At 42.5% G+C, this 20913-nt stretch carries 18 protein-coding genes; 10 read left to right on the top strand and 8 right to left on the bottom strand.

What is annotated here, in order from left to right:
- Nucleotides 1–73: 73 nt before the first annotated feature.
- From ACWATR_RS17330 to ACWATR_RS17310, 5 genes are all read left to right on the top strand, one after another.
- Nucleotides 74–289, top strand: a complete 216-nt coding sequence (locus ACWATR_RS17330; protein ID WP_460334832.1) for a hypothetical protein — start codon at nt 74–76, stop codon at nt 287–289.
- A gap of 593 nt (nt 290–882) precedes the next feature.
- Complete coding sequence (locus ACWATR_RS17325) at nt 883–2463, top strand: group II intron reverse transcriptase/maturase (protein WP_460331435.1); 1581 nt, start codon at nt 883–885, stop codon at nt 2461–2463.
- A 180-nt stretch (nt 2464–2643) separates the two neighbouring features.
- On the top strand, nt 2644–2913 hold the full coding sequence (locus ACWATR_RS17320; RefSeq protein ID WP_099099929.1) for a hypothetical protein: 270 nt from the start codon (nt 2644–2646) through the stop codon (nt 2911–2913).
- Nucleotides 2910–3371 carry a type II toxin-antitoxin system VapC family toxin gene (locus ACWATR_RS17315; protein ID WP_460334828.1) on the top strand — a complete coding sequence of 154 codons (462 nt, stop codon included), beginning with the start codon at nt 2910–2912 and terminating at the stop codon, nt 3369–3371. The genes ACWATR_RS17320 and ACWATR_RS17315 overlap by 4 nt, the downstream gene beginning before the upstream one ends.
- Before the next feature lie 200 nt (nt 3372–3571).
- Nucleotides 3572–4018 (top strand): acyl-CoA thioesterase, encoded by a 447-nt coding sequence (locus ACWATR_RS17310; protein ID WP_460334825.1) that lies wholly within the window; start codon nt 3572–3574, stop codon nt 4016–4018.
- Here the strand turns inward: ACWATR_RS17310 and ACWATR_RS17305 are convergent.
- The 3 genes from ACWATR_RS17305 to menA are packed head-to-tail and all read right to left on the bottom strand — an operon-like array spanning nt 4011 to nt 7307.
- On the bottom strand, nt 4011–5405 hold the full coding sequence (locus ACWATR_RS17305; protein WP_460340476.1) for a 2-succinylbenzoate--CoA ligase: 1395 nt from the start codon (nt 5403–5405) through the stop codon (nt 4011–4013). The two genes, ACWATR_RS17310 and ACWATR_RS17305, sit on opposite strands and share 8 nt — an antisense overlap.
- Nucleotides 5390–6397 carry an o-succinylbenzoate synthase gene (locus tag ACWATR_RS17300; RefSeq protein ID WP_460334822.1) on the bottom strand — a complete coding sequence of 336 codons (1008 nt, stop codon included), beginning with the start codon at nt 6395–6397 and terminating at the stop codon, nt 5390–5392. The genes ACWATR_RS17305 and ACWATR_RS17300 overlap by 16 nt, the downstream gene beginning before the upstream one ends.
- A gap of 13 nt (nt 6398–6410) precedes the next feature.
- On the bottom strand, nt 6411–7307 hold the full coding sequence (menA, locus tag ACWATR_RS17295) for a 2-carboxy-1,4-naphthoquinone phytyltransferase (RefSeq protein ID WP_460334819.1): 897 nt from the start codon (nt 7305–7307) through the stop codon (nt 6411–6413).
- Nucleotides 7308–7617: 310 nt separating this feature from the next.
- On the opposite strand from menA, the gene ACWATR_RS17290 reads away from it, so the two are divergent.
- Together ACWATR_RS17290 and ACWATR_RS17285 are read left to right on the top strand one after the other, a co-directional pair.
- Complete coding sequence (locus ACWATR_RS17290; RefSeq protein ID WP_460334816.1) at nt 7618–9033, top strand: isochorismate synthase; 1416 nt, start codon at nt 7618–7620, stop codon at nt 9031–9033.
- Between the two features lie 80 nt (nt 9034–9113).
- Nucleotides 9114–9242, top strand: a complete 129-nt coding sequence (locus ACWATR_RS17285) for a hypothetical protein (RefSeq protein WP_460334813.1) — start codon at nt 9114–9116, stop codon at nt 9240–9242.
- 192 nt (nt 9243–9434) lie between these two features.
- Here the strand turns inward: ACWATR_RS17285 and ACWATR_RS17280 are convergent, their stop codons facing one another.
- Entirely contained in the window at nt 9435–10742 is a 1308-nt protein-coding gene (locus ACWATR_RS17280) for a glutamate-5-semialdehyde dehydrogenase (protein ID WP_460334810.1), read from the bottom strand.
- Between the two features lie 410 nt (nt 10743–11152).
- Between ACWATR_RS17280 and ACWATR_RS17275 the strand changes: the two genes are divergently transcribed.
- Nucleotides 11153–13141 carry a M48 family metalloprotease gene (locus tag ACWATR_RS17275; RefSeq protein ID WP_460334808.1) on the top strand — a complete coding sequence of 663 codons (1989 nt, stop codon included), beginning with the start codon at nt 11153–11155 and terminating at the stop codon, nt 13139–13141.
- Nucleotides 13142–13496: 355 nt separating this feature from the next.
- Here the strand turns inward: ACWATR_RS17275 and ACWATR_RS17270 are convergent, their stop codons facing one another.
- Both ACWATR_RS17270 and ACWATR_RS17265 read right to left on the bottom strand, forming a co-directional pair.
- Nucleotides 13497–13817, bottom strand: a complete 321-nt coding sequence (locus ACWATR_RS17270; RefSeq protein ID WP_460334805.1) for a hypothetical protein — start codon at nt 13815–13817, stop codon at nt 13497–13499.
- 15 nt (nt 13818–13832) lie between these two features.
- A complete protein-coding gene (locus tag ACWATR_RS17265; RefSeq protein WP_460334801.1) occupies nt 13833–16121 on the bottom strand; it encodes a PAS domain-containing hybrid sensor histidine kinase/response regulator in 2289 nt (762 codons plus the stop codon).
- Nucleotides 16122–16416: 295 nt separating this feature from the next.
- Between ACWATR_RS17265 and ACWATR_RS17260 the strand changes: the two genes are divergently transcribed.
- Together ACWATR_RS17260 and ACWATR_RS17255 are read left to right on the top strand one after the other, a co-directional pair.
- A complete protein-coding gene (locus ACWATR_RS17260) occupies nt 16417–17886 on the top strand; it encodes an aldehyde dehydrogenase family protein (protein ID WP_460334798.1) in 1470 nt (489 codons plus the stop codon).
- Nucleotides 17887–18024: 138 nt separating this feature from the next.
- Complete coding sequence (locus ACWATR_RS17255) at nt 18025–19215, top strand: transporter substrate-binding domain-containing protein (RefSeq protein ID WP_460334795.1); 1191 nt, start codon at nt 18025–18027, stop codon at nt 19213–19215.
- A 149-nt stretch (nt 19216–19364) separates the two neighbouring features.
- On the opposite strand, the gene mazG is transcribed toward ACWATR_RS17255, so the two are convergent.
- Nucleotides 19365–20189 (bottom strand): nucleoside triphosphate pyrophosphohydrolase, encoded by an 825-nt coding sequence (gene mazG, locus ACWATR_RS17250; RefSeq protein WP_460334792.1) that lies wholly within the window; start codon nt 20187–20189, stop codon nt 19365–19367.
- Between the two features lie 51 nt (nt 20190–20240).
- Nucleotides 20241–20828, bottom strand: coding sequence for a metal-binding protein (locus tag ACWATR_RS17245; RefSeq protein WP_460334789.1), 588 nt, complete (start codon nt 20826–20828; stop codon nt 20241–20243).
- Nucleotides 20829–20913: the final 85 nt, after the last annotated feature.

The following is a 20913-nucleotide window of genomic DNA, read 5'->3' as shown; positions in this document are numbered from 1 at the left end:
AAGGTAAGTCAGATAAATAACTACAAAAGAAAATTGCGACATTGAACTCAGTTAAGCTACTGAGGCAATCGCAATGCTAGAAACACTACTCCCTCTGGTTGTAAATAAGTCTCTTGAAGTTGTTATTGGAATACTGCTGGAAAAGTTTTGTAAATGGGTGCTGAGTGATGCAAATATCAAAAGTGCTAACAACTTTCTGAAAATGCAGATTCTTGTACTTTATCTTGATTGGGTTTTACGAAAAACATCACTAAAATCTCTATCAGAGGAGTCAGAAGAGAAGGATTAAGAAACAGATGGGTAGTAGAGATAATAAAGCGGTGCGATTCGTTGATTAGTGAATCACGGTAATCATCCCGTAAATAGCTAATCCAGCCCGACAGCAGATTACTGTCATTAAGGGCTGAACTCTCGGTCAGATGTAGGTGAAAGTCCTACCATTCAGACTCAGAATTGACTCCTTATCTGCCCACACCGAACAAGCTCGGTTCTTGTAGAGTGAAGCTGGGAACAGGGCGCAATCAGACAGCCGTTGCGGGTTGACACTGGCGCTAACAGGGAGTTCCTACGGCGAAACCGGGTCTAGAAAAGCAACTTATTTTCAAGCAGGGCGCAACATAAAAACCCCTGACTTCACTGGAGAAACAATTCCCGCCGCATATCGCCTTTAATAACGGTAAGAGTCAAGGGAATCCAGTAGTTGAATTGACCACGCCTAACGGAACAATCAATCTCACCGAGGGAACGAATAAAAACGATTTGTGAGTCTTGGGGCAGTCGAACCCCAGGTAGGCTAGACGAGAAGCGGAACTCTCACAAGTCGGGTAGGACAGACCGTAATTGGTCTGAGGTGTTCAGAATACACAAACCAGAGAAGAGAAAATGATTAGACGCAGTAGACATACTAGTGAATCTTGGAGAGCCTTACCGTGGAAGAAATTCCGCCGTAACCTTTTCCGCCTTCAAAAGCGCGTGTACAAAGCTGTTCAAGTTGGAGACAAACGGAAAGCTCGGTTACTCCAAAGGCTTATTCTAAAATCAACCTCGGCTCGATTTCTTGCAATTAGACTTGTATCTCAGCTAAATGCTGGCAAAAAGACGGCGGGTATTGATGGCAAAAAATCCCTCCCATTTGAAGAACGCTTCAACCTCGAAGAACTACTGAAAATGAATAGTGGAAATTGGAAGCATCAAGGGCTACGGGAAATCCCCATCCCCAAAAAGGACGGGACTACCAGAATGCTTAAGATACCAACCATCGCAGATAGAGCTTGGCAATGCCTCGCAAAATACGCACTAGAACCAGCACACGAAGCCACTTTCCATGCCAGAAGCTACGGGTTCAGAACTGGGCGCTCTGCCCATGATGCACAACAATACATCTTTGATAACCTAAGCTCACGAAGCAACGGAATAGATAAAAGAGTTATAGAACTCGATATCGAAAAATGCTTTGACAGGATTAATCACTCAGCAATAATGGAAGAACTCATTGCCCCCAAAGGCTTAAAACTCGGTATCTTCCGATGCCTCAAGGCTGGAGTCAACCCAGAATTTCCCGAACAAGGGACACCCCAAGGGGGAGTGGTCAGTCCTCTATTAGCTAACATCGCGCTCAACGGGATAGAAGATATACACAGATACCACACCGAATACAAATACGGTAAAAGTATCACAGGCAACACTTCCGAAAAGAAAATTGTCAAGCCATCAATCCGATACGCGGATGACATGGTTATTATACTCCGACCCGAAGATGATGCGACAGAGATACTTGAAAGAATCAGCGAGTTTCTCCGCAAACGCGGAATGAATGTAAGCCAAAAGAAAACCAAAGTTACCGCCGCGACAGATGGGTTTGATTTCCTCGGATGGCACTTCAAAGTCCAGAAAAACGGAAAGCTCAGAAGCACTCCCTCGTTGGACAACTTCAAAGCATTTCGTAAGAAAGTAAAACACATCGTCAACAACTCGAATTATGGTGCTACTACAAAGGCTGAGAAATTAGCCCCGATAGTCAGAGGCTGGAGAAATTACCATAAGTTCTGTAAGATGGACGGTTCTAGAAACTCCTTGTACCACATCGAAAAAAGAGCTTACAAGGTATTTAACAAGGAAACCAATCAAAACCGCTACTCTAGCAAGAAATTACTAGACAAGGCATTTCCAAATGTTTCCTACTCCGAAAATAGTCACGTCATGGTTAAAGGAATAAAATCCCCCTATGACGGAGACATTACCTACTGGAGCGAACGTAATAGCAAGCTCTACGACAGTAAAACCTCTAAAACTATGAAAGAGCAAAGCCATAAATGTGCTTCCTGCGGTCTGAAGTTCATTGATGAGGAACGGGTTCACCTGCATCACATCGACGGAAACCACGCCAACTGGAAGAAAAGTAATCTTGAAGCAATTCATGAGAGTTGCCACGATTACAAACACATGAGCAAAAGCGAAAGCTAAGAACATCGGAAGCTGGGTGCGGTGAAAGTCGCACGCCCAGATTTAACCGAGAGGTGCGGAGAATAATATCCCCCATCGACTCAACCATCGCACCCACAAACCAAAGGCGATCGCTCCCTAACCTCTCCCCCTACTGCGATCGTGCTACCATTACCAATAAATTCTTTTGGGAGTTCAATCATGGCTACCCTTAATACGCTAAACATACCTGATGAGTTATACGAACAACTGCAAGAGTTAGCTAAAGCTGAAAATAGCTCAGTTGATGCTCAAGTTATTACAATATTGCAGAACGCTTTGCAGAAGACAAAAACACAGTTAACTGAAGACGAAAGACGAAAAAATGTTCCAAAACTGCTAGAGGAAATTCGCCTTCGTCGTGAGAGTCGCCAGACTGATGTGGAATGGCCTGATAGTACTGCGTTAATCCGAGAAGACCGAGATAGATGACTATCCCTCTCAGGTGTGTTGTAGACGCAAGTGTAGCTATTAAGCAATTTATACCAGACGATCCACTAACTCCGAAAGTTAATCAACTGTTTGCTCATCTTGCCAATCCCCAAACTGCGATCTTTGTCCCAGACCTGTTTTACATTGAGTGTGGCAACATCATTTGGAAGTATGTCCGTGCCAGACTTTATGCTGTTGCTGATGTGCCAGCAGATTTAGCAACTCTCAAAAGCTTCCCGTTGCGTGTTGTCTCTACGGCTGATTTGATGGCGGATGCAGTTGCGATCGCATTAAATTATGGAATCTCCGCCTACGATGGCTCTTATGTAGCACTTTCTCAGCAGGTAGGTGCTACTTTGCTGACTCTAGACGGCAAGCTGGTAAAGGCTTTAGCTGGTTCGTCTTACAATGTTTCCTCGTTTAATGACTTCGAGGTTCCGCCGTTAGAGTCTATGTAGAAGCGATGTCTTCGACGGGCTATGCCTACGCTTTCCTGACCATATATTTAACCCCAAAGCATTGAATGAGGCTAAACAAATCGATACAAACTCAGAATTGGGGAAATTAAATTTTTATCACTGACTTATCTTAGTTGCAATAAAATTAGTTTGTAAAGCAGGGAATAAACCTGCTGTTTTTTAATATTCAATTGTCAAAAATGTCTTTTACTTATAACCGCACGGTTCGTTTTCAAGATACTGATGCTGCTGGGGTAGTTTATTTTGCTAACGTTTTGGGTATTTGCCATGAAGCTTATGAAGAATCTTTAGAAGCATCAAGTATTAATCTCAAAGATTTTTTTACTAATCCGTCTGTGGGGTTTCCCATTGTTCATGCTAGTGTTGATTTTTTGCGCCCTATGTTTGTAGGGGACAAGTTGCTGATTAGTTTAATTCCCCAAAAAATAAGTGTTGATAAGTTTGAAATTACTTACGAGATTATAGTGGGTGAGGTGGTAGTTGCTAAGGCTATTACTCGTCATGTTTGTATTGATGTGAGTAGTAGAAGTAAGCAGGAATTATCTGAAGAGATAATCCAATGGTTAGAAACCAACCGCAGAGATGCTGAAGGCTTAGAGAGAAGAAAGTCGAGAGAGATTATGTGATGGCATTATGGAGAAATTCTGTGGCTATTTGTTGTAACTTTTGGCGGTTAATTTTACCTTGAGAGTTACGGGGTAAGTTTTCCTGTGGAATCCAATATTTAGGGATTTTAAATTTGCTGAGTTTGTCTTTGAGTAGGGTTTGGATTTTTAAGGCAGAGATATTTGATTTTTTGGGAATGTAAATCGCTGTTAAAGCTTGTCCCCAGTGTTTATCTGGAATGCCGATAACACAAATATCAGCAACCATTTGAGTTGATTGTATAGCTGATTCAATTTCTGCTGGATAAATATTTTCTCCACCTGTAATAATTTTGTCGCTGTTACGTCCGACTATATTTAAATGATCTTGTTCGTCTAAAAAACCTAAATCATCTACTTGGAGATTATCTTGATTTTCTCTGGTTATCGGATAGTAACCAAGGGCTAAAGATTGAGCGTAAATGGTGATATTTCCAATTTGATTGGAATTTAAAATTTCGCCTTGCTGATTGCAAATAGTTACTTTTGCATGAGGGAGAATTTGACCACTGCTAATTTTACCACTCAGAAAATCATCCGGTTTGAGGGTAGCAATTTGAGAGGCGGTTTCTGTCATACCATAGGTAGGTGCTAATCGGATGTGGTGAAATCTGGCTTTTTCTAGGAGTTCGTTCCATGCTGGCGCACCTCCCAAAAGTACAGTATTAAATTGGGATAGCCATTCAGTTAATTCTGGATTTTGCAGGAGGCGTTGTAACTGCGTTGGTACTAAAGATATGAAAAATTCTGATTGTTTAATATTTAATATTTGACTAGATTCTACAGCTTTAAATGGTTGAATAGATAGTTTACCTGCGGTAGTGAATGAGCGCATAAATTGCATTAAACCGCTAACGTGATATAAGGGCAACACGCAAAACGAATTGACTTGTTTTAGTTCAAAGTATTCTGTAAATCCTTGTACCGATGAGATGAGAGTTTCCCAAGTGTGAATGGCAAATTTAATTTGTCCTGATGAACCACCCGTAGGAATCATAATCAGTGGGCATGGGGCATTGGGAATTGGGCATTGGTAATTATTTTCATTCTCTATTCCCCATTCCCTATTCCCCATTCCCAAAATAATATCTGGTTGTACTAAATCAAAGACTTGTTGCCATTCTTGTGTTCCCCAATCGGGGTTACAAAGAAAAACTGGACAATTCGCTGCACAAGCGGCAATAAAACTGGCTAAAAATCGTAATGGTTCACGTTCAGCTAAGATGATTTTTGGTGGTGTTCCACACGCTGATAATTGTGTTAGTTCTAAATATAATTCTTGAGCTATTTGATTAAATTGATGGCTGCTATAATCGATAAGCCAATCATTTTGAGCCAGGTTATTAAGGCAGTCTAAAGGTCGTTCCATAAAGTTTGAAGCCATGTATCTTCTTGTTCAAAAAAATGGTCGATGCCAAAACCAACTGCCCTGTTGTTTTGGGATAATTCGGCTGCTAGTTGGAGTGCTGCAAGTCTAGCGATCGCAGTTTCAAATACTGATGAGAATACAGTATCAATTTGATGCTGGTGGCAAAACTTTCTCAGACGAGATGGCGATCCGACTATCCCAGGCTTGATCACAAAAATTCCTCGCCAACCTTGTTGATGACAGGCGGCGAGTTGTCCAAGTGTGGCGACAGATTCATCTAAAGCGATCGCAGTTTCATAACTCATACTCAATTCCAACATCTGCTGAAATTGCTCCACGGGTAGCGGTTGTTCGATAAATTCAATTTCTAGGGGTACTTCTGGATTTGCCTTAAAATTGTCGCAAGTCCGCAGCCATAAGTTAACTTCTTCATAACTGAGTCCACCGTTGGCATCTAATCGTAGTTTGGTAAAGGCTGGTAAGGTGTGTATGAGTGATTCAAAAATTTCTAGTTCATCAGCGATCGCATACACACCAATTTTCCACTTAAATGTGCGATATCCTTGCTGCCATAGAGTTTCCCATTGATTTAAAGCAGCTTCCCCAGATGGTAATAAGCCGCTGTAGAGGAGTGAAGAGTTAGGAATTAGGAGTGAGGAGTTAGAAGTTATCAAATTATCTCCCTCATCTCCTCCACTCCCCATTTCCCACGCTGACTCAAAGCCAAATTGACAAGCTGGTAACTCATCTGGTACTGAGAAAATTATCTCGTCTGTAATTTCTCGTGGGAGTTGGCTACAAAAATCTAAGGCTTGTTCTAGGGTTTCGGAACCAAACCAGCTAATGGGGGCGATTTCTCCCCAGCCGACTTTACCTGATTCATCAGTGAGACGGAGGATAATACCTTCACGAATATCCCAATTACCATGATTAGTGGTAAGCGATCGCAAAAACTTTCGCTGATATGGACGAAATTTAAATTGATAACGCATCAATTAGTAATTGCTAAAGCATAAATCCCAGTCCGAACAGCAAGCAAGCCCAAAAATGCACGGCTACAGCGATGAATTTACAGTTACTAACTTTGTCCGGCTGGTTGTGATTTTCTTGAACGTGGCGACATAATTTGACAGCAAAGGGTAAACTTACCCAACTCAGTAATGTCCAAACTGGAGAAATTCCCAATAGTACAAACAGCAAGGTGAGGGGATAAATGCTAGCAGTGAACCAAACTAAGACTTGGGCCCCTTTTTGGGTTCCGAGACGAACAATAGGCGATCGCTTGCCTGCGGCTATGTCATCCTTAACTTGGTGAAAGTGCGAGCAAAACAAAATTAAGGTTGTGGCAATCCCGACAATTACTGAAGCTGCTAAACTTGTCATTGACCAAGTTTGGGTTTGGCTGTAGTATGCTGCCTCCACTGCTAAGGGGCCAAAGGCAAAAAAGCAAAGAATCTCGCCTAAACCCTGATATCCTAAGCGAAAGGGAGGCCCTTGGTACATATAGCCCAAACCACAGCATAGTAGAATGATGCCGATAACAGTTAGGTCTTGTTGCCAAAATGCGATCGCTAGTATGCCCAGCAATCCCAAACCTAAACATAAATTTCCTATCCAAAATATCAATGGCTTATTGCCTGTTAAGTTCACCAGAGAATGGTGCTTATTTTGATCGATACCTGTTTCAGAATCAAACACATCATTAGTGATATTTTCCCAGGCAAGAATTAAGATTGCCGCAGCTACAAAAGTAGAAAATACTACACCATTGAAAATTTTAGTTTCGGCAAATGCTACTGCTGTTCCTACCCAAATGGGCATAATGGCAACGCTATACATTGGCGGTTTAATCGCTGCCATCCATAACTTAGTGTTGGGATATAAAATTTGCTTGGTAGTCATCAGTCGTGATTAATTAAATTGCCGGAATATTACTCACACTTTAGATTTTATGATTTAAAGAGACGCTAGATATGGGCGATATACAAATAACTGTCACTTTTATGATGGCTTGTTAACCTTGTGTTGTTAACACTCACACTTACGTTGCAGTCTCAGTCCAAAACTGTCTTATCATGGTCTGGGAACACCACAAATAAGCCAAACCCTACGCTGGTGAAATAGCAACTTAATATGTTACCTGTAAAAATACGACCACGATTAATTACACTTTAGGAAGTTAACTTAAAAAAAATTTACTATCGTTAGATCCATGACAGTTTCACCATGTCGTAGTAACTTGTTTGTAAAGCACAAAGATTTATATCAATTTTTGTTATCAGTCCAAGAAAAGTGCCTCCAAAATAATGACAAGCAAATTGTCAGTATCTCCCAAGAGATCGATTTAGCTGATCCTTTACTTGTATTGGATCAACTTACACAAGCAAATGAAATAAATTTTTACTTTGAGGACAGAGGTAAAGGAGAAGCGATCGCAGCAATTGATGCTGTAGCAAAATTACAGATTGATGGCTCAGACCGTTTTAATCAAGCGGAATATTTTATCAAATCTTGTCTAAAAAATATAATTAATTTTGGTAACGCAAACCAACCTTTTTCTGGGCCTCACTTTTTTTGTTATTTCAGTTTTTTCGATAAAAACGCCCAAGTAGATTATCCATTTCCATCTGCTACCATTTTTCTTCCACGTTGGCAAGTAGCCGTAAAAAATCAGCGTTGCATATTAGTAACAAATATAATTATCAATCCAAATGTAAATATTGAAAGATTGTTGGAGAATATTCAAAATAAAATTGAATTTATCCAAACTTTAGAAAATTACTCTGCTAATATTGATTATTTCCCTACAAAGTTATATAAAAAATCTGTCACAAACTCTGCCCAATTTAAACGTTCAGTAGTATCTGTTTTGGAAAAAATTCGGTCTACCTATTTAAGTAAGATTGTCCTAGCAGATATATTAGATGTAAAATCAAGTAACCACTTTAGCTTAGTTAAATCATTAAATAATCTTAGACAAAACCATCCTAATTGTTATATTTTTTCTACAAGTAATGGCAAAGGACAAAATTTTATTGGTGCAAGTCCAGAAAGATTAATTAGTATTAATAATCAACAATTAATCACTGATGCTTTAGCTGGTTCTGCACCACGAGGTAAAACCCCTGCTGAAGATGCGGCTAATGCCAATCGCTTACTAAATAGTGAAAAAGAAAAGCATGAACATTCACTAGTGCTTGATTTCATTACACAACGACTATGCCAGTTAGGTTTATTACCGCAAATATTAGCACCCCGACTGCGACAATTATCGAATATCCAGCATTTATGGACACCAATCAGTGCTATGGTTCCTGCTGACATACACCCATTAAAGATTGTTGGACAATTGCATCCTACCCCAGCCGTTGCCGGTGCAGCCCAAGATGTAGCTTGTGCCGAAATTCGTCGTTACGAAAGCTTCGAGAGAGGTTTATACGCTGCGCCTCTAGGTTGGATAGATTCTCAGGGAAACTGCGAGTTTATTGTGGGAATTCGTTCAGCATTGATTGATGGCGATCGCGCGAGATTGTATGCTGGTGCTGGTATCGTGGATGGTTCCGATCCTGACAAGGAGTTTGCAGAGGTACAACTTAAACTTCAAGCTTTACTGAGAGCATTAGTTTAAAGAGACTTCCAAATTAAAAAACCTCCAAAGATTTCTCTGCATGAAAGCATATCTTTTAGTTTCAGTATCGTAGATGCTTTATGAAAATTGAAGTGGTAAAAGCTACTCAACAACAGAAATCAGTGCTGGGTAATTTAATGGAACTATACCAGTATGACTTGAGTGAGATAGAAGCTAAAGATGTAGATGCCTGCGGCTTATTTGGCTAAAAGTACACAGGATTAATCGCTGTATTTCTAACATTACTAGAGCATATAATTTTGACGATGTTTTTTACTAAATCCTAATGAGTAAAGGATTTAGCATTCGCCCCAGTGTAAGTAGCTACAATGAAAAGTTAGATCCCCGACTTCTTAAAGAAGTCGGGGATCTGGACACTACGAATTTTTACAAAGAATATTTTACACTAAATCCTGATGAGTAAAAGCTTTAGCATTCGCCCCGGTGTAAGTAGCTACAATATGTCCATCGCCAGTCATTTGATATTTGTATGTCACCAATCCTTCCAAACCAACGGGGCCGCGGGGAGGCATTTGTTGCGTACTAATTCCTACTTCTGCGCCGAAACCATAGCGGAAGCCATCAGCAAATCTGGTAGAACAATTGTGGAATATATTCGCTGAATTGACTAGTCCAAAGAAAGTTTCAATAGATGTTGAATCTTCAGTAATAATTGCATCGGTATGACGAGAACCATATTCGTTAATATGTGCGATCGCATCTTCTATAGAGTCTACAATCTTTATCGACAAAATAAAATCGCTGTATTCTGTTTCCCAGTCTATTTCTGTTGCAGCTACAATATTAGGTAAAATTTTCAAGGTGCGTTGATCGCCTCTTAATTCTACATGGCGTTCTTGCAAAGCTTCAGCAACTTTCGGTAAAAATTCTGTAGCAATTGATTGGTGAACTAACAAAGTTTCAATCGCATTACAAACAGCAGGATATTGCGCTTTTGCATCGACTGTAATCGGAATTGCTTTAGAAATATCGGCGGCTTTATCTATATAAAGATGACAAATTCCGTCGGCGTGACCTAGTACCGGAATACGAGTATTTTCCTGTACAAATCTGACAAAAGAATTAGAACCTCTAGGAATAATTAAATCTACATATTTATCTAACTTCAAAAGTTCTAGAGTTTCTTCTCTAGTTGTTAGTAATTGCACTGCATCAGGGTTAACAGCAGTCTGCGATAATCCCTGTTTAATTGCCTTAACTATCGCTTCACAAGAACGCACTGCTTCCTTTCCACATTTAAGGATTACACCATTTCCCGATTTGATTGCTAAAGAAACAATTTGAATCGCCGCCTCTGGACGGGCTTCAAAAATAATCCCCAAAACCCCTAAAGGACAAGTAATTCGTTTGAGAATTAAGCCAGTGTCAAGTTCGCGGTGAATCTGCACTTTACCAATTGGATCGGCTAGCTTACCAACATCTCGTACCCCAACGATCGCATCTCTTAATTTATGTTCATCTAACTGCAAGCGCTTATAAAGCGGTTGGGGAATACCTTCGGCGCTAGCAGCTTTACAATCAGCAACATTTGCTTGTAAAATTTCATCTCTAGCTGATTCTAAAGCTTGCGCGATCGCAACAATTGCCTGATTTTTTGCCTCAGTAGAGAGAATCGCTAGCTTACTTGCAGCTTGGCGGGTTTGTCCGGCGATCGCAATTAGGGGAGAAGCAATGTCAAGAATAGTCATAGCACAAATCTTTACCTTTTCTTCATCTTATCAATCTCAGGTGATGTTCATCATTCGTCTTCCTCCAATCGGGTGAACCATCTGGGTAATCAATAATTACTCTGATCGGGTGAAGTAAGACTTGGTTCAAAACATTTATTCTGTGATTATTAAACACAGATAAGTGAGATGTGCTAAATTTACATCTTAAGTAAATTACTAAGTATTATCACGGTGACTATTTGAAATCTTAAATATGATTTATGCGTTCCCCAGGCTAGAGAAACATAGTAATTTATGTTTCTCTAGCCCTTTACTTAAGTAGATAATTTATACTGCTGTTATTTGAATTTTTACGAAATTGCAGTGACGATTGCTGGATCTATTGAGTATTGATAGATCAGATACTACTCCTTTACTAGGGAGATCCTATGTCATTGCAATCTGGATTAGACGCTTTAAAACAAAAACGTTATCAAGAAGCGGTTGAATTACTCGAACAATTTTGCCGTGATTGTGTAGAACACGATTCCTCAGATTATCTTTCAGCACAGATGTGGCTGATGAAAGCCTATCAAGCCACAGGCGAAATCGAAAAAGCCAAGGCCCTGTGTCAAAAGTTAATGATGAGTGAAAATCCACAGGCTCGTAGTTGGGCAGAACAAGCTAGTCAATCCTTCCGCCAAACGCCAACTAACGCCAGCCAAAAAGCTGGTCGCGCCGCTACCACTGGGATGAAATTAGCTATGGGAGGTGTGGGTGGTAGTTTGGCATTAGCTTCTGGTGTCACCATGACCTTGCTGTTTGGCATGGTCTTGGCTTTAGGTTTGAGCTTGGTATTTATTATAGGTAGCGATGATCCACTCCAAGGATTAGCGATCGCTATTGGTATTACCCTAGTTTTTAATATCGCCGCCTTTTTCATATCTCCATTCATCATGGACTTAACCCAAGGCTGGCTTTACCAAACTCGCTGGGTAGAGTTAGCAGAAGTTGAAACCCTCAGTCCAGAGACAGCTAAAGTTATTCAGCAAATCTGTGAGCAGAAAAAGCTGAAAATGCCACGTTTGGGAATCATTAACGACCAAAACCCCACAGCTTTTACTTATGGTTCATTGCCGAACAGCGCCCGTTTAGTCGTCAGTCAAGGACTTTTCACATACTTGGATGACGATGAAATTGCTACTGTTTACGCCCACGAACTGGGGCACATAGTCCACTGGGACTTTGCAGTGATGACAGTAGCTTCTACCTTAGTGCAAATTTGCTATCTAATTTACATTACAGCCAGAAGATTTGGGCGTGGCGGTGGCGATAGCAAAATCAAAGATGCGATGCAAACTGCTGGTCTAGTTGCCTACGTGTTTTATATCATTGGTACTTATCTAGTACTGTACCTCTCCCGCACACGGGAATACTTTGCTGACCACTTTGCAGCCGAAAGTACAGGCAATCCCAATGGATTATCCCGCGCTTTGGTGAAGATTGCCTACGGAATTTTAGAAGAAGGTTCGCGCACACAAGAACCCAGCCGTTTAATTGAAGGAACTCGCGCCTTGGGTATCTATGACCATAAAGCCGCCGCTTCCACAGGAACCGCCTACCGCATTGCATCTGATACCCAAAAAATTGGTCGCGTCTTTCTGTGGGATATGTTTAACCCCTGGGGCTGGTGGATGGAGTTAAATTCCACTCACCCATTGACAGGTAAACGAGTTCGTGCATTAAGCAACTATGCCGAACAATTGGGTTTACCGACCGAGTTTGATATGGGGCGAGTTATTGGAGAAGGTAAAAGTCTTAATAAAAGTAGGCTTTACGGCAACTTCTTTTTAGATGTTGTACTGTACGGCGCTGAAACAATTGGTTTTTTAGTTGGCTTGGTAATAGGTGTAATTTTGTTGTCAAGTTCGCCAAACACAGGTTTGGTAATTGGTGCGCCACTAATCGGCTTAGGGATCGGAATTTTGGTCAAAGCCTTGGTGATGTTTCCTGACTACAAGCAAGCAGCAGAAACCGATATTCTCACCTTAATGTCAGACCCCTACGCCAGTCCGTTGCGTGGACAACCTGCAAAACTGGAAGGTCAACTCATTGGTCGTGGCGACGCTGGTTATAAATTTGGTTCCGATTTAAAAATTCAGGATCGTAGCGGAATGCTTTATCTGCATTACGCCTCACGCTTTGGCCCCATTGGTAATTTTCTGTTTGGGATGAAGCGAGTCCAAAGCTTGATTGGCGAACAAGTTGGCGCTGTGGGTTGGTTCCGTCGAGGTGTTGCGCCTTGGATGGATTTAATTCAACTCCAGAGTAAAAATGGCACCATCGTCAACAGTTACCATCGCTTTTGGTCATTCATCCTTGGCGGTGGATCGATTATCCTGGGAGTGGTCTTGACTATGTTTTTGAGCAGCAGATAGCTGAGTTTCTAGGCTGCTGTCAAAGCATTTCTCAGTCCATCCAAGCTTTAATTTGTCAGGAGGTAGTTAGTAACTGCCTCTTTTTTTAATGCAACGTGTATACACAAGTAAAATTACCCCCCTTAATCCCCCTCCCCCCTTGCCAAGCTACGGTGTACACACAAGTCCTAAAAACCTAGCTTGATAAGACTTTCCTCGTTCCCAGTCTCCGACTGGGAATGCATTCATTGAGTCAGAGACTCAATGCCAGATTGGAGGCAGAGCCTCCACGAGGAGCATTCCCATGTAGAACATGGGAACGAGATAAAAACGAGGTAAACGAGGTAAACGAGATAAACGAGAGAAGAATGGAAAATCAAGCTTTTTCGACTTGTGTGTACACCGTAGCCAATGCATCGGGGAAGGTTAGGGTGGGGTAAAACCCTGGTTTTGCATTTGTTGATTCGGGGTTCGCATTTGTTACTTCGGCGATCGCATTTGTTATTTCGGTGTTCGCATTTGCTATTTCGGGGTTCGCATTTGTTATTTCGGTGTTCGCATTTGCTATTTCGGGGTTCGCATTTGCTATTTCGGGGTTCGCATTTGCTATTTCGGGGTTCGCATTTGTTATTTCGGTGTTCGCATTTGTTATTTCGGTGTTCGCATTTGCTATTTCGGCGATCGCATTTGCTACCAAAAGCTTAATTGTGTATTAAACTTGTTTGCTGCCTTTAACAAGGTTTGCTACCACTGTCACCAACTCTTCTGGCTCGATTGGCTTGGATACATGAACTTGGAATCCAGCTTGCAGAGCGAGTCTGCGTTCTTCATCTCTAGCAAATGCCGTTAGTGCTACAGCTGGAATCTTCTCCTCTTGCTCTGCTTCCTGCGCCCGTACTTTGCGAATCAGAGAATAACCATCCTCATCTGGCATTCCGATATCACTGACTAGAACATGTGGTCTTAATCGTCCTAACGCTTCCAGGGCTTCACCTACTGAGCTAACCGCCCTCACCTGCGCTCCAGACTGTTCAAGAACGAAAGCAATTAACTCACGCGTATCGGCATTGTCATCTACAACAAGTACTTGCAAGCCGTCGAGTACTAAGAGGTTATTGACTTTTACTTCACTTTCTTTAATTAGCTGTTCTGGTTGCGGTTCTAATAAAGGTAACAGCACTGTAAATGTTGCTCCCTTTCCTTCCCCCTCGCTAACCGCATAGACTATGCCTGAGTGCATTTCTACTAAATGGTGCACAATTGCTAACCCCAGCCCCAAACCACCATCTGCTCTAGTCGTTGTGCTATCAGCTTGACGGAAGCGCTCAAAGATATAAGGTAGAAAGTCAGCACTAATTCCCTTACCTGTGTCAGAGACAGTTATCTGGGCATTTAAGTTTACCTGTTCCAGATGTACTTCAACTCGCCCCCCGCTAGGTGTGAACTTGACGGCATTAGAAAGCAAATTCCAGAAGACTTGTTGGAGGCGTTCTGCATCACCCATAACCTGACCAACTGAAGAGTCAAGATTAGACTCAACTTGAATACCCTTAATTTCAGATGTGGGATGTATAGCTTCAATTGCTGCCTGAATTACAGGTACAAGGTCAACTTTACAGATATTTAGGCGGATTTGTCCTTGTACAATGCGTGAGATATCCAGGATATCTTCAATCAGTTTTTTTTGAAGTTTGGCATTCCGTTCGATTGTCGCCAGTGCTTTAAAGGTAATTGCCTCGTCCAATTTTCGATTACGTATTATTTGAACCCAACCCAACATAGAATTGAGAGGTGTACGAAGTTCGTGGGAAACGATCGCTAAAAACTCTTCTTTGATGCGGTTAGCTTCCTGGGCTTGTCGATAAAGCTGTGCATTGTCAATGGCGAACGCTGCCCGTTGAGCAAGTTCTTCAGCCATTTCTAGGTCTACGATAGTGTAATGGCGTCCTGGTTGTGCAGATGCAAATAGAATTGTCCCCAACTTACGTTCACGCACCAACAGCGGCACAACTATATGAGACTTAACTTGGAGTTGGCGCAGCAAACAGAGGTGTTCCTGGTTCGATGCCTTTCTCTCTAATGAAGACTCAAGAATATTTGTAACTAATTCCGGCTTACCAGTCCGTAAAACCTTTGGTGGGCCATAATCAGCATCAACAGGAATTGGATAGCGTTGTTGGAGTTCTCGTACTAGTGCTTCTTTTGTTGGTTCAGATACAGCGATGACTGGGTTACTGAAAACTGCCAAATTATTTTCAACGACATCCACAATACACCAATCGGCGAGGGTAGGCACTGCCAATTGCGCGACGCTGGTGAGGGTAGTGCGGTAATCCAAGGAAGATACCAATATACGACTTGCTTCAGCCAAAAAATTAGAGCGCCTCTCTGCTACTTGGGCTGCAATTCGGGCGGCTTGCTCATTGGCAAATAACTGCTCGCGCTGCAACTCTAAACGCCTACGCTGGCTAATGTCGCGCATTAGCCAGCGTAGAGCAACTGGCTCACCTGTTTGGTTTCGGACGGTAACTACTGTCAAAGCAACATCAAAACAGATTTTTTCCCGTGGTTGTAAACACACTTCCCATTCCCCACCCCGGTCTAGATGCTGCAACTGAGTTAGGTAATTAAAAAAAGGTTGATGATCTGACTGAGCGATGAAACTAAGCAGCGGTTTGCCAACCAAAAATCGCTGTAAAACATTGAGATGTATGGTAGCAGTACGATTAGCTTCGAGGATAGTGCCGAATGTATCAGTTACCAAGTAACCATCAGGCGCAAAATCAAATAATTCTTGGTAGCGCTGACGCTCTTTCTCTACTACGATTCGTGTTGCTTGTAGTTCCTCGGAGGCGATTTTCAGTTCTTCCAAGGAGATTTGAAGTTCTTCAAAAGCTTCTGCGGTTAGCTCTTGTTGCGAGTATCCCTCACTTGCACTACTTTGCAGTAATCCTGTCACCCGTGAGCGCAATTTCTCTATTTGTTGACTAAAATCATCCATATTGCTCACTTTGCTAAGATATAACAAGCGCACGTGAGAGAGAAAATCAAGCAGCTATAAGCCCAACTGTACGCTAAAAGCTGATCTCAAAACTTATTGCTCAAACATAGAAGTTTGTCTTGCCAACGCGACTTCTACAAAGTGAATTAGACACAATATAGCTATCTCAACCTCTAACTCTTATCCTAAAATAAAGAATTGATAAAGAAATCCATCTAGGGTGCTGTACAGCAACAAACATAATAAGTAGATTTAAGCGATTTAAGCAATTTTTTTATAGCTTAAGGAGGGCCTGATGGTTATAGCAACAGTATCAGGACAACAGGTCAAAATTGGCCCAACCAAGTTGCTGATTAACAATGAGTGGGTAAATAGTGTCAGCGATCGCCGATTTGAAACAATTAACCCGACTACAGGTGAGGTAATCTGCGAAGTCTCAGAAGCAGATGCCCCAGATGTAGATAACGCAGTACAAGCGGCCCGCAACGCCTTCAATAGTGGGGAATGGAGAAAGATATCTGCGACCCGTCGCGGCGAGTTGCTTTACAAATTAGCTGACTTAATTGAGCAAAATATCGATGAGTTGGCGCAGCTAGAAACTCTCGACAACGGCAAACCATTACAAGATTCATTAGGTGATTTGGGTCTAGTCATCGCCTGCTATCGTTACTATGCAGGTTGGGCAGACAAAGTACAAGGCAAAACCATCCCGATTAACGGGCCATACTTCTGCTACACTCGCCATGAGCCTGTGGGTGTGGTTGGTCAAATTATCCCCTGGAATTTTCCCCTATTGATGCAGGCGTGGAAGCTAGCACCAGCTTTAGCAACTGGTAATACTGTAGTTCTGAAAACAGCGGAACAAACACCATTATCAGCGCTGCGGGTAGGCGAGTTGATTATTGAAGCTGGTTTTCCGCCTGGCGTGGTGAATATATTATCAGGATATGGCCCAACCGCCGGGGCTGTGATCGCTCGTCACATGGATATTGACAAAGTGGCATTTACTGGTTCCACTGAAGTCGGTCATCTAATTATGGAAGCTGCTGCTAAGAGTAATCTGAAGCGCGTCACTTTGGAACTTGGTGGTAAAAGTCCTAACATCGTCTTTGCTGATGCTGACATGGATGCTGCGATCGCAAGTTCCCACGATGCCATATTCTTTAACCAAGGGCAGTGCTGTTGTGCTGGTTCGCGGCTATTTGTCGAAGAAAAATGCTATGACGAGTTCGTTGCTAGAACTGTAGAAAGAGCGAGAGTGCGGGTTGTTGGTAATCCTTTCGATGAGAACACAGAACAAGGGCCGCAAGTAGACAAAGACCAATTCGATCGAGTGATGAGCTATATCGAATCTGGAATGCGCGAAGGTGCACAGATGCTATGTGGCGGTAATCGAGTCGGCGACAAAGGTTATTTTATCGCCCCCACAGTCTTTGCAGATGTCCGCGATCACATGAAGATTGCTCAAGAAGAAATCTTTGGCCCAGTGTTGAGCATTATCAAATTCAAAGATATCGACGAAGTAATTCAACGGGCGAATGCCACCATATACGGACTCGCCGCCGCTGTCTGGACTCAGGATATTACCAAGGCTCATGCGATCGCAAATAATCTCCGAGCAGGTACGGTGTGGGTAAACTGCTACGACGTATTTGATGCTGCTGCACCCTTTGGTGGATTTAAGCAGTCTGGTATTGGTCGAGAACTTGGCGAATATGGCTTGCAGCAATATACCGAAGTTAAGACCGTTACCATCAAATTGTAGTTCGACTTGAATCTAGCTTTAACCATGTTCATCCCCCTAAATCTGAAAAAAATCAGTTTTAGGGGGATGATAACTGTGATATTTGATATGGGGTGGGCATGATAAATAGATTATGCATACAACCCCAAAAAAATTCTGATGATAAATGCGATCGCTACTAGATTTCGGCAACTTATAGCTGGGAGAAAAAGCCCAATTGGCAGATATGACCGGAAAAACAAAATCAGGCGTTCCTTAGCACTGTATACCTGCATAGGATTAATAAGTGGAATTCTGGCATTGTTATTAATGACATCCCCAGGACTAGCCCAAAAACCACAACTCCAACAACCTTTGTTAGTAGCTACACGAGTTATACCGCCCTTTGTGCTACCAAACAAAGGTGAGCTATCAGGATTCAGTATCGACCTCTGGCGCAATATCGCTAACCAAATAGGTGTAGAGTCTAAATTTATTGAATATTCCTCTGTACCGGAACTGCTTTCTGCTATTAAGGACAACAAAGCTAATTTAGGGATTTCAGCTATTTCGATTACAGCCGAACGCCAGGAGAATTTTGATTTCTCATTACCCATTTTTGCTGGGGGGCTGCAAATTATGGTAAGAAACTCAGAAACCAACGACAATGCCTTCCCAAATATTTTCCAATTGTTTTTCTCGGCTAGTCTGTTGCAGGTAATAGGCGTTGCCCTAGTGCTAATTGTTGTAGCAGCCCACATTATTTGGTTATCTGAGCGCAATCATAAAGATGGGATGATTCCCAAATCATACTTTCCTGGCATTTTCAAAGCCTGTTGGTGGTCAGCAGCCACATTAGCAACCCAAGCTGATGAAATGCCCAAGGGAGTACTGGGACGCTTAGTAGGTATTATCTGGATGTTCATCGGAGTACTTTTTGCCGCCTACTTTACAGCCAGCGCTACTACCTCATTGACAGTACAACAGCTTCAGGGCGACATCAGGAGTATAGACGATTTACCTGGCAAGGTAGTGGCCACAACTGCGGGCAGCACAGCCGCCACATATATGCGAGAACATAAGATTTCAGTTCTAGAAGTTAACAAGATTGATCAAGCTTACAATGCTCTGCAAACCAAAAAAGCTGATGCCGTGGTGTTTGATGCGCCTGTACTTCTTTTCTATGCTGCTAATGAAGGCAAAGGGAAAGTACAGATTGTTGGCAGTATCTTGCGTGAAGAAAGCTATGGCATCATTCTGCCCAACAACAGTCCCTACCGCAAACCAATTAATCAGGCCCTACTAAATCTTAAAGAAAATGGCACTTATCAATCGCTATATGATAAGTGGTTCGATGCTGAAAAATCTTGAAGAAGAAAGTCGGGAATGGGGAATGGGGCATTGGTTATTAATTCTTCTCCTCCCAAACCCCCCACACTCCTCTTCCCGATCTGGCTACACTATGCGTGAGAAATCCGGGCTTACCCCTTGCCCCTTTTCAATGCCCAATGCCCCATTCCCTACTCCCCACTCCCTTCTTGAGCAAGTTGGGCTTTTGCTTGTTGCCAAAGAGTTTCTAACTCATTCAAACTGTAATCAGAAAGGGGACGGTCAACAACCGCCTCCATTTTTTCTAATCGCTGCACAAATCGCTGATTTGTACCTTGCAAAGCATCGCTAGGATCAAGATCATGCCAACGGGCTAGCTGAATAACTGCAAACAGTAAATCACCTAACTCTGCTTGTTGTCGTTCTGGTGTTTCCTCCGCTAAAGCCTGTTGAAACTCCCCCAACTCCTCATGAAACTTATCCCAAACGCCTTGAATATTTTCCCATTCAAACCCAATAGCCGCAGCCTTTTGGGAAATCTTCATTGCCGCCGTCAACGGGGGAAGAGTACGTCCATAACGACCGAGTTTAGCACTAAATTTTTGCGCGTCTGGAGATGCTTCACCCTTTTCCGCAGCTTTAATTTGTTCCCAATTTTGCCGCACCTCATCCACACTCGCCACCAACACATCACCAAACACATGGGGATGACGGCGAATCAACTTTTGGGAAATCCCCTGAGTTATTTCTTTCAGAGAAAATTGCCCAGATTCGCTAGCAATTTGAGCCTGCAATACCACCTGTAATAATAAATCGCCTAACTCCTCTGCGATCGCACCCTTATCCCCACTCTTAATCGCATCCACCACCTCATAAGCTTCCTCAATCACATAAGGTGTAAGCGTTTCGGAAGTTTGAGCCAAATCCCAAGGACAACCACCATCAGGCGATCGCAACTTCGCCACCACCTCAATCAATTCCTGCAACGCCACCAAAGTCTCATTTTTTTCTTCCATACCTCTGCGTACCTCTGCGCTTCCCTTAGCGTTCCTTTGCGTTTAAAAAAATTATTTCTTTACTCTCGGCCGACGACTACCACTCCTCACTTTCCGCCTCTTAATTTTGCCACTAGGAAACACCCCCCGAACCCCCTGCTTTTTAAACCGCTTATAAGCCGAACCACCCCAATCGCTGAGAGAATGACTCATCGCACCAAGTTCCAACCCCAAAAAGAGGGCAACATATTCAGTATCGTATTGCACGAGCGATCGCCCCACAGTTCTACCCAAATCCTGCCAAGTAAAGCTCAGATTCCACAACCTTTCAGCAATTACCAAAACGAAAATTGCCACAATAGCAAGCAAACAGCCGAGATAAAGTATCCGCAAAATCGTGCCAATAATCGGCCCGTGGGATAAAAAAGAACGATGACGCAGACTTCTTTGATAAGGTAGCCAAATCCAGCGCAAGAAACCCCAGCGTTGAAATTGCACAGAATAGATATCCAAATCGGGGCCAAACATCAGCCCGCCAAATAGAAACCCGCCTGCAACCAACAAAGTCGCATTGCTACTGCGAGTCTGCCAGAAAGTAACGCCCGCCACGAACGGCAGAGCATACATAGTAATGCGATCGTGCGTCCGACCAGAGGGCATCCTAATTCTTGAGTGCTGAGTAACTGAATACTGAGTCAGTATAAGAGAAAAAAAGATTTTCTGAAAAAGACTAGCGCAATGGGAA

The sequence above is a fragment of the Nostoc sp. UIC 10890 genome (assembly GCF_054786515.1).
The sequence above is the reverse complement of the archived record's forward strand: the minus strand, read 5'-3'. Positions and strand labels throughout refer to the sequence as shown.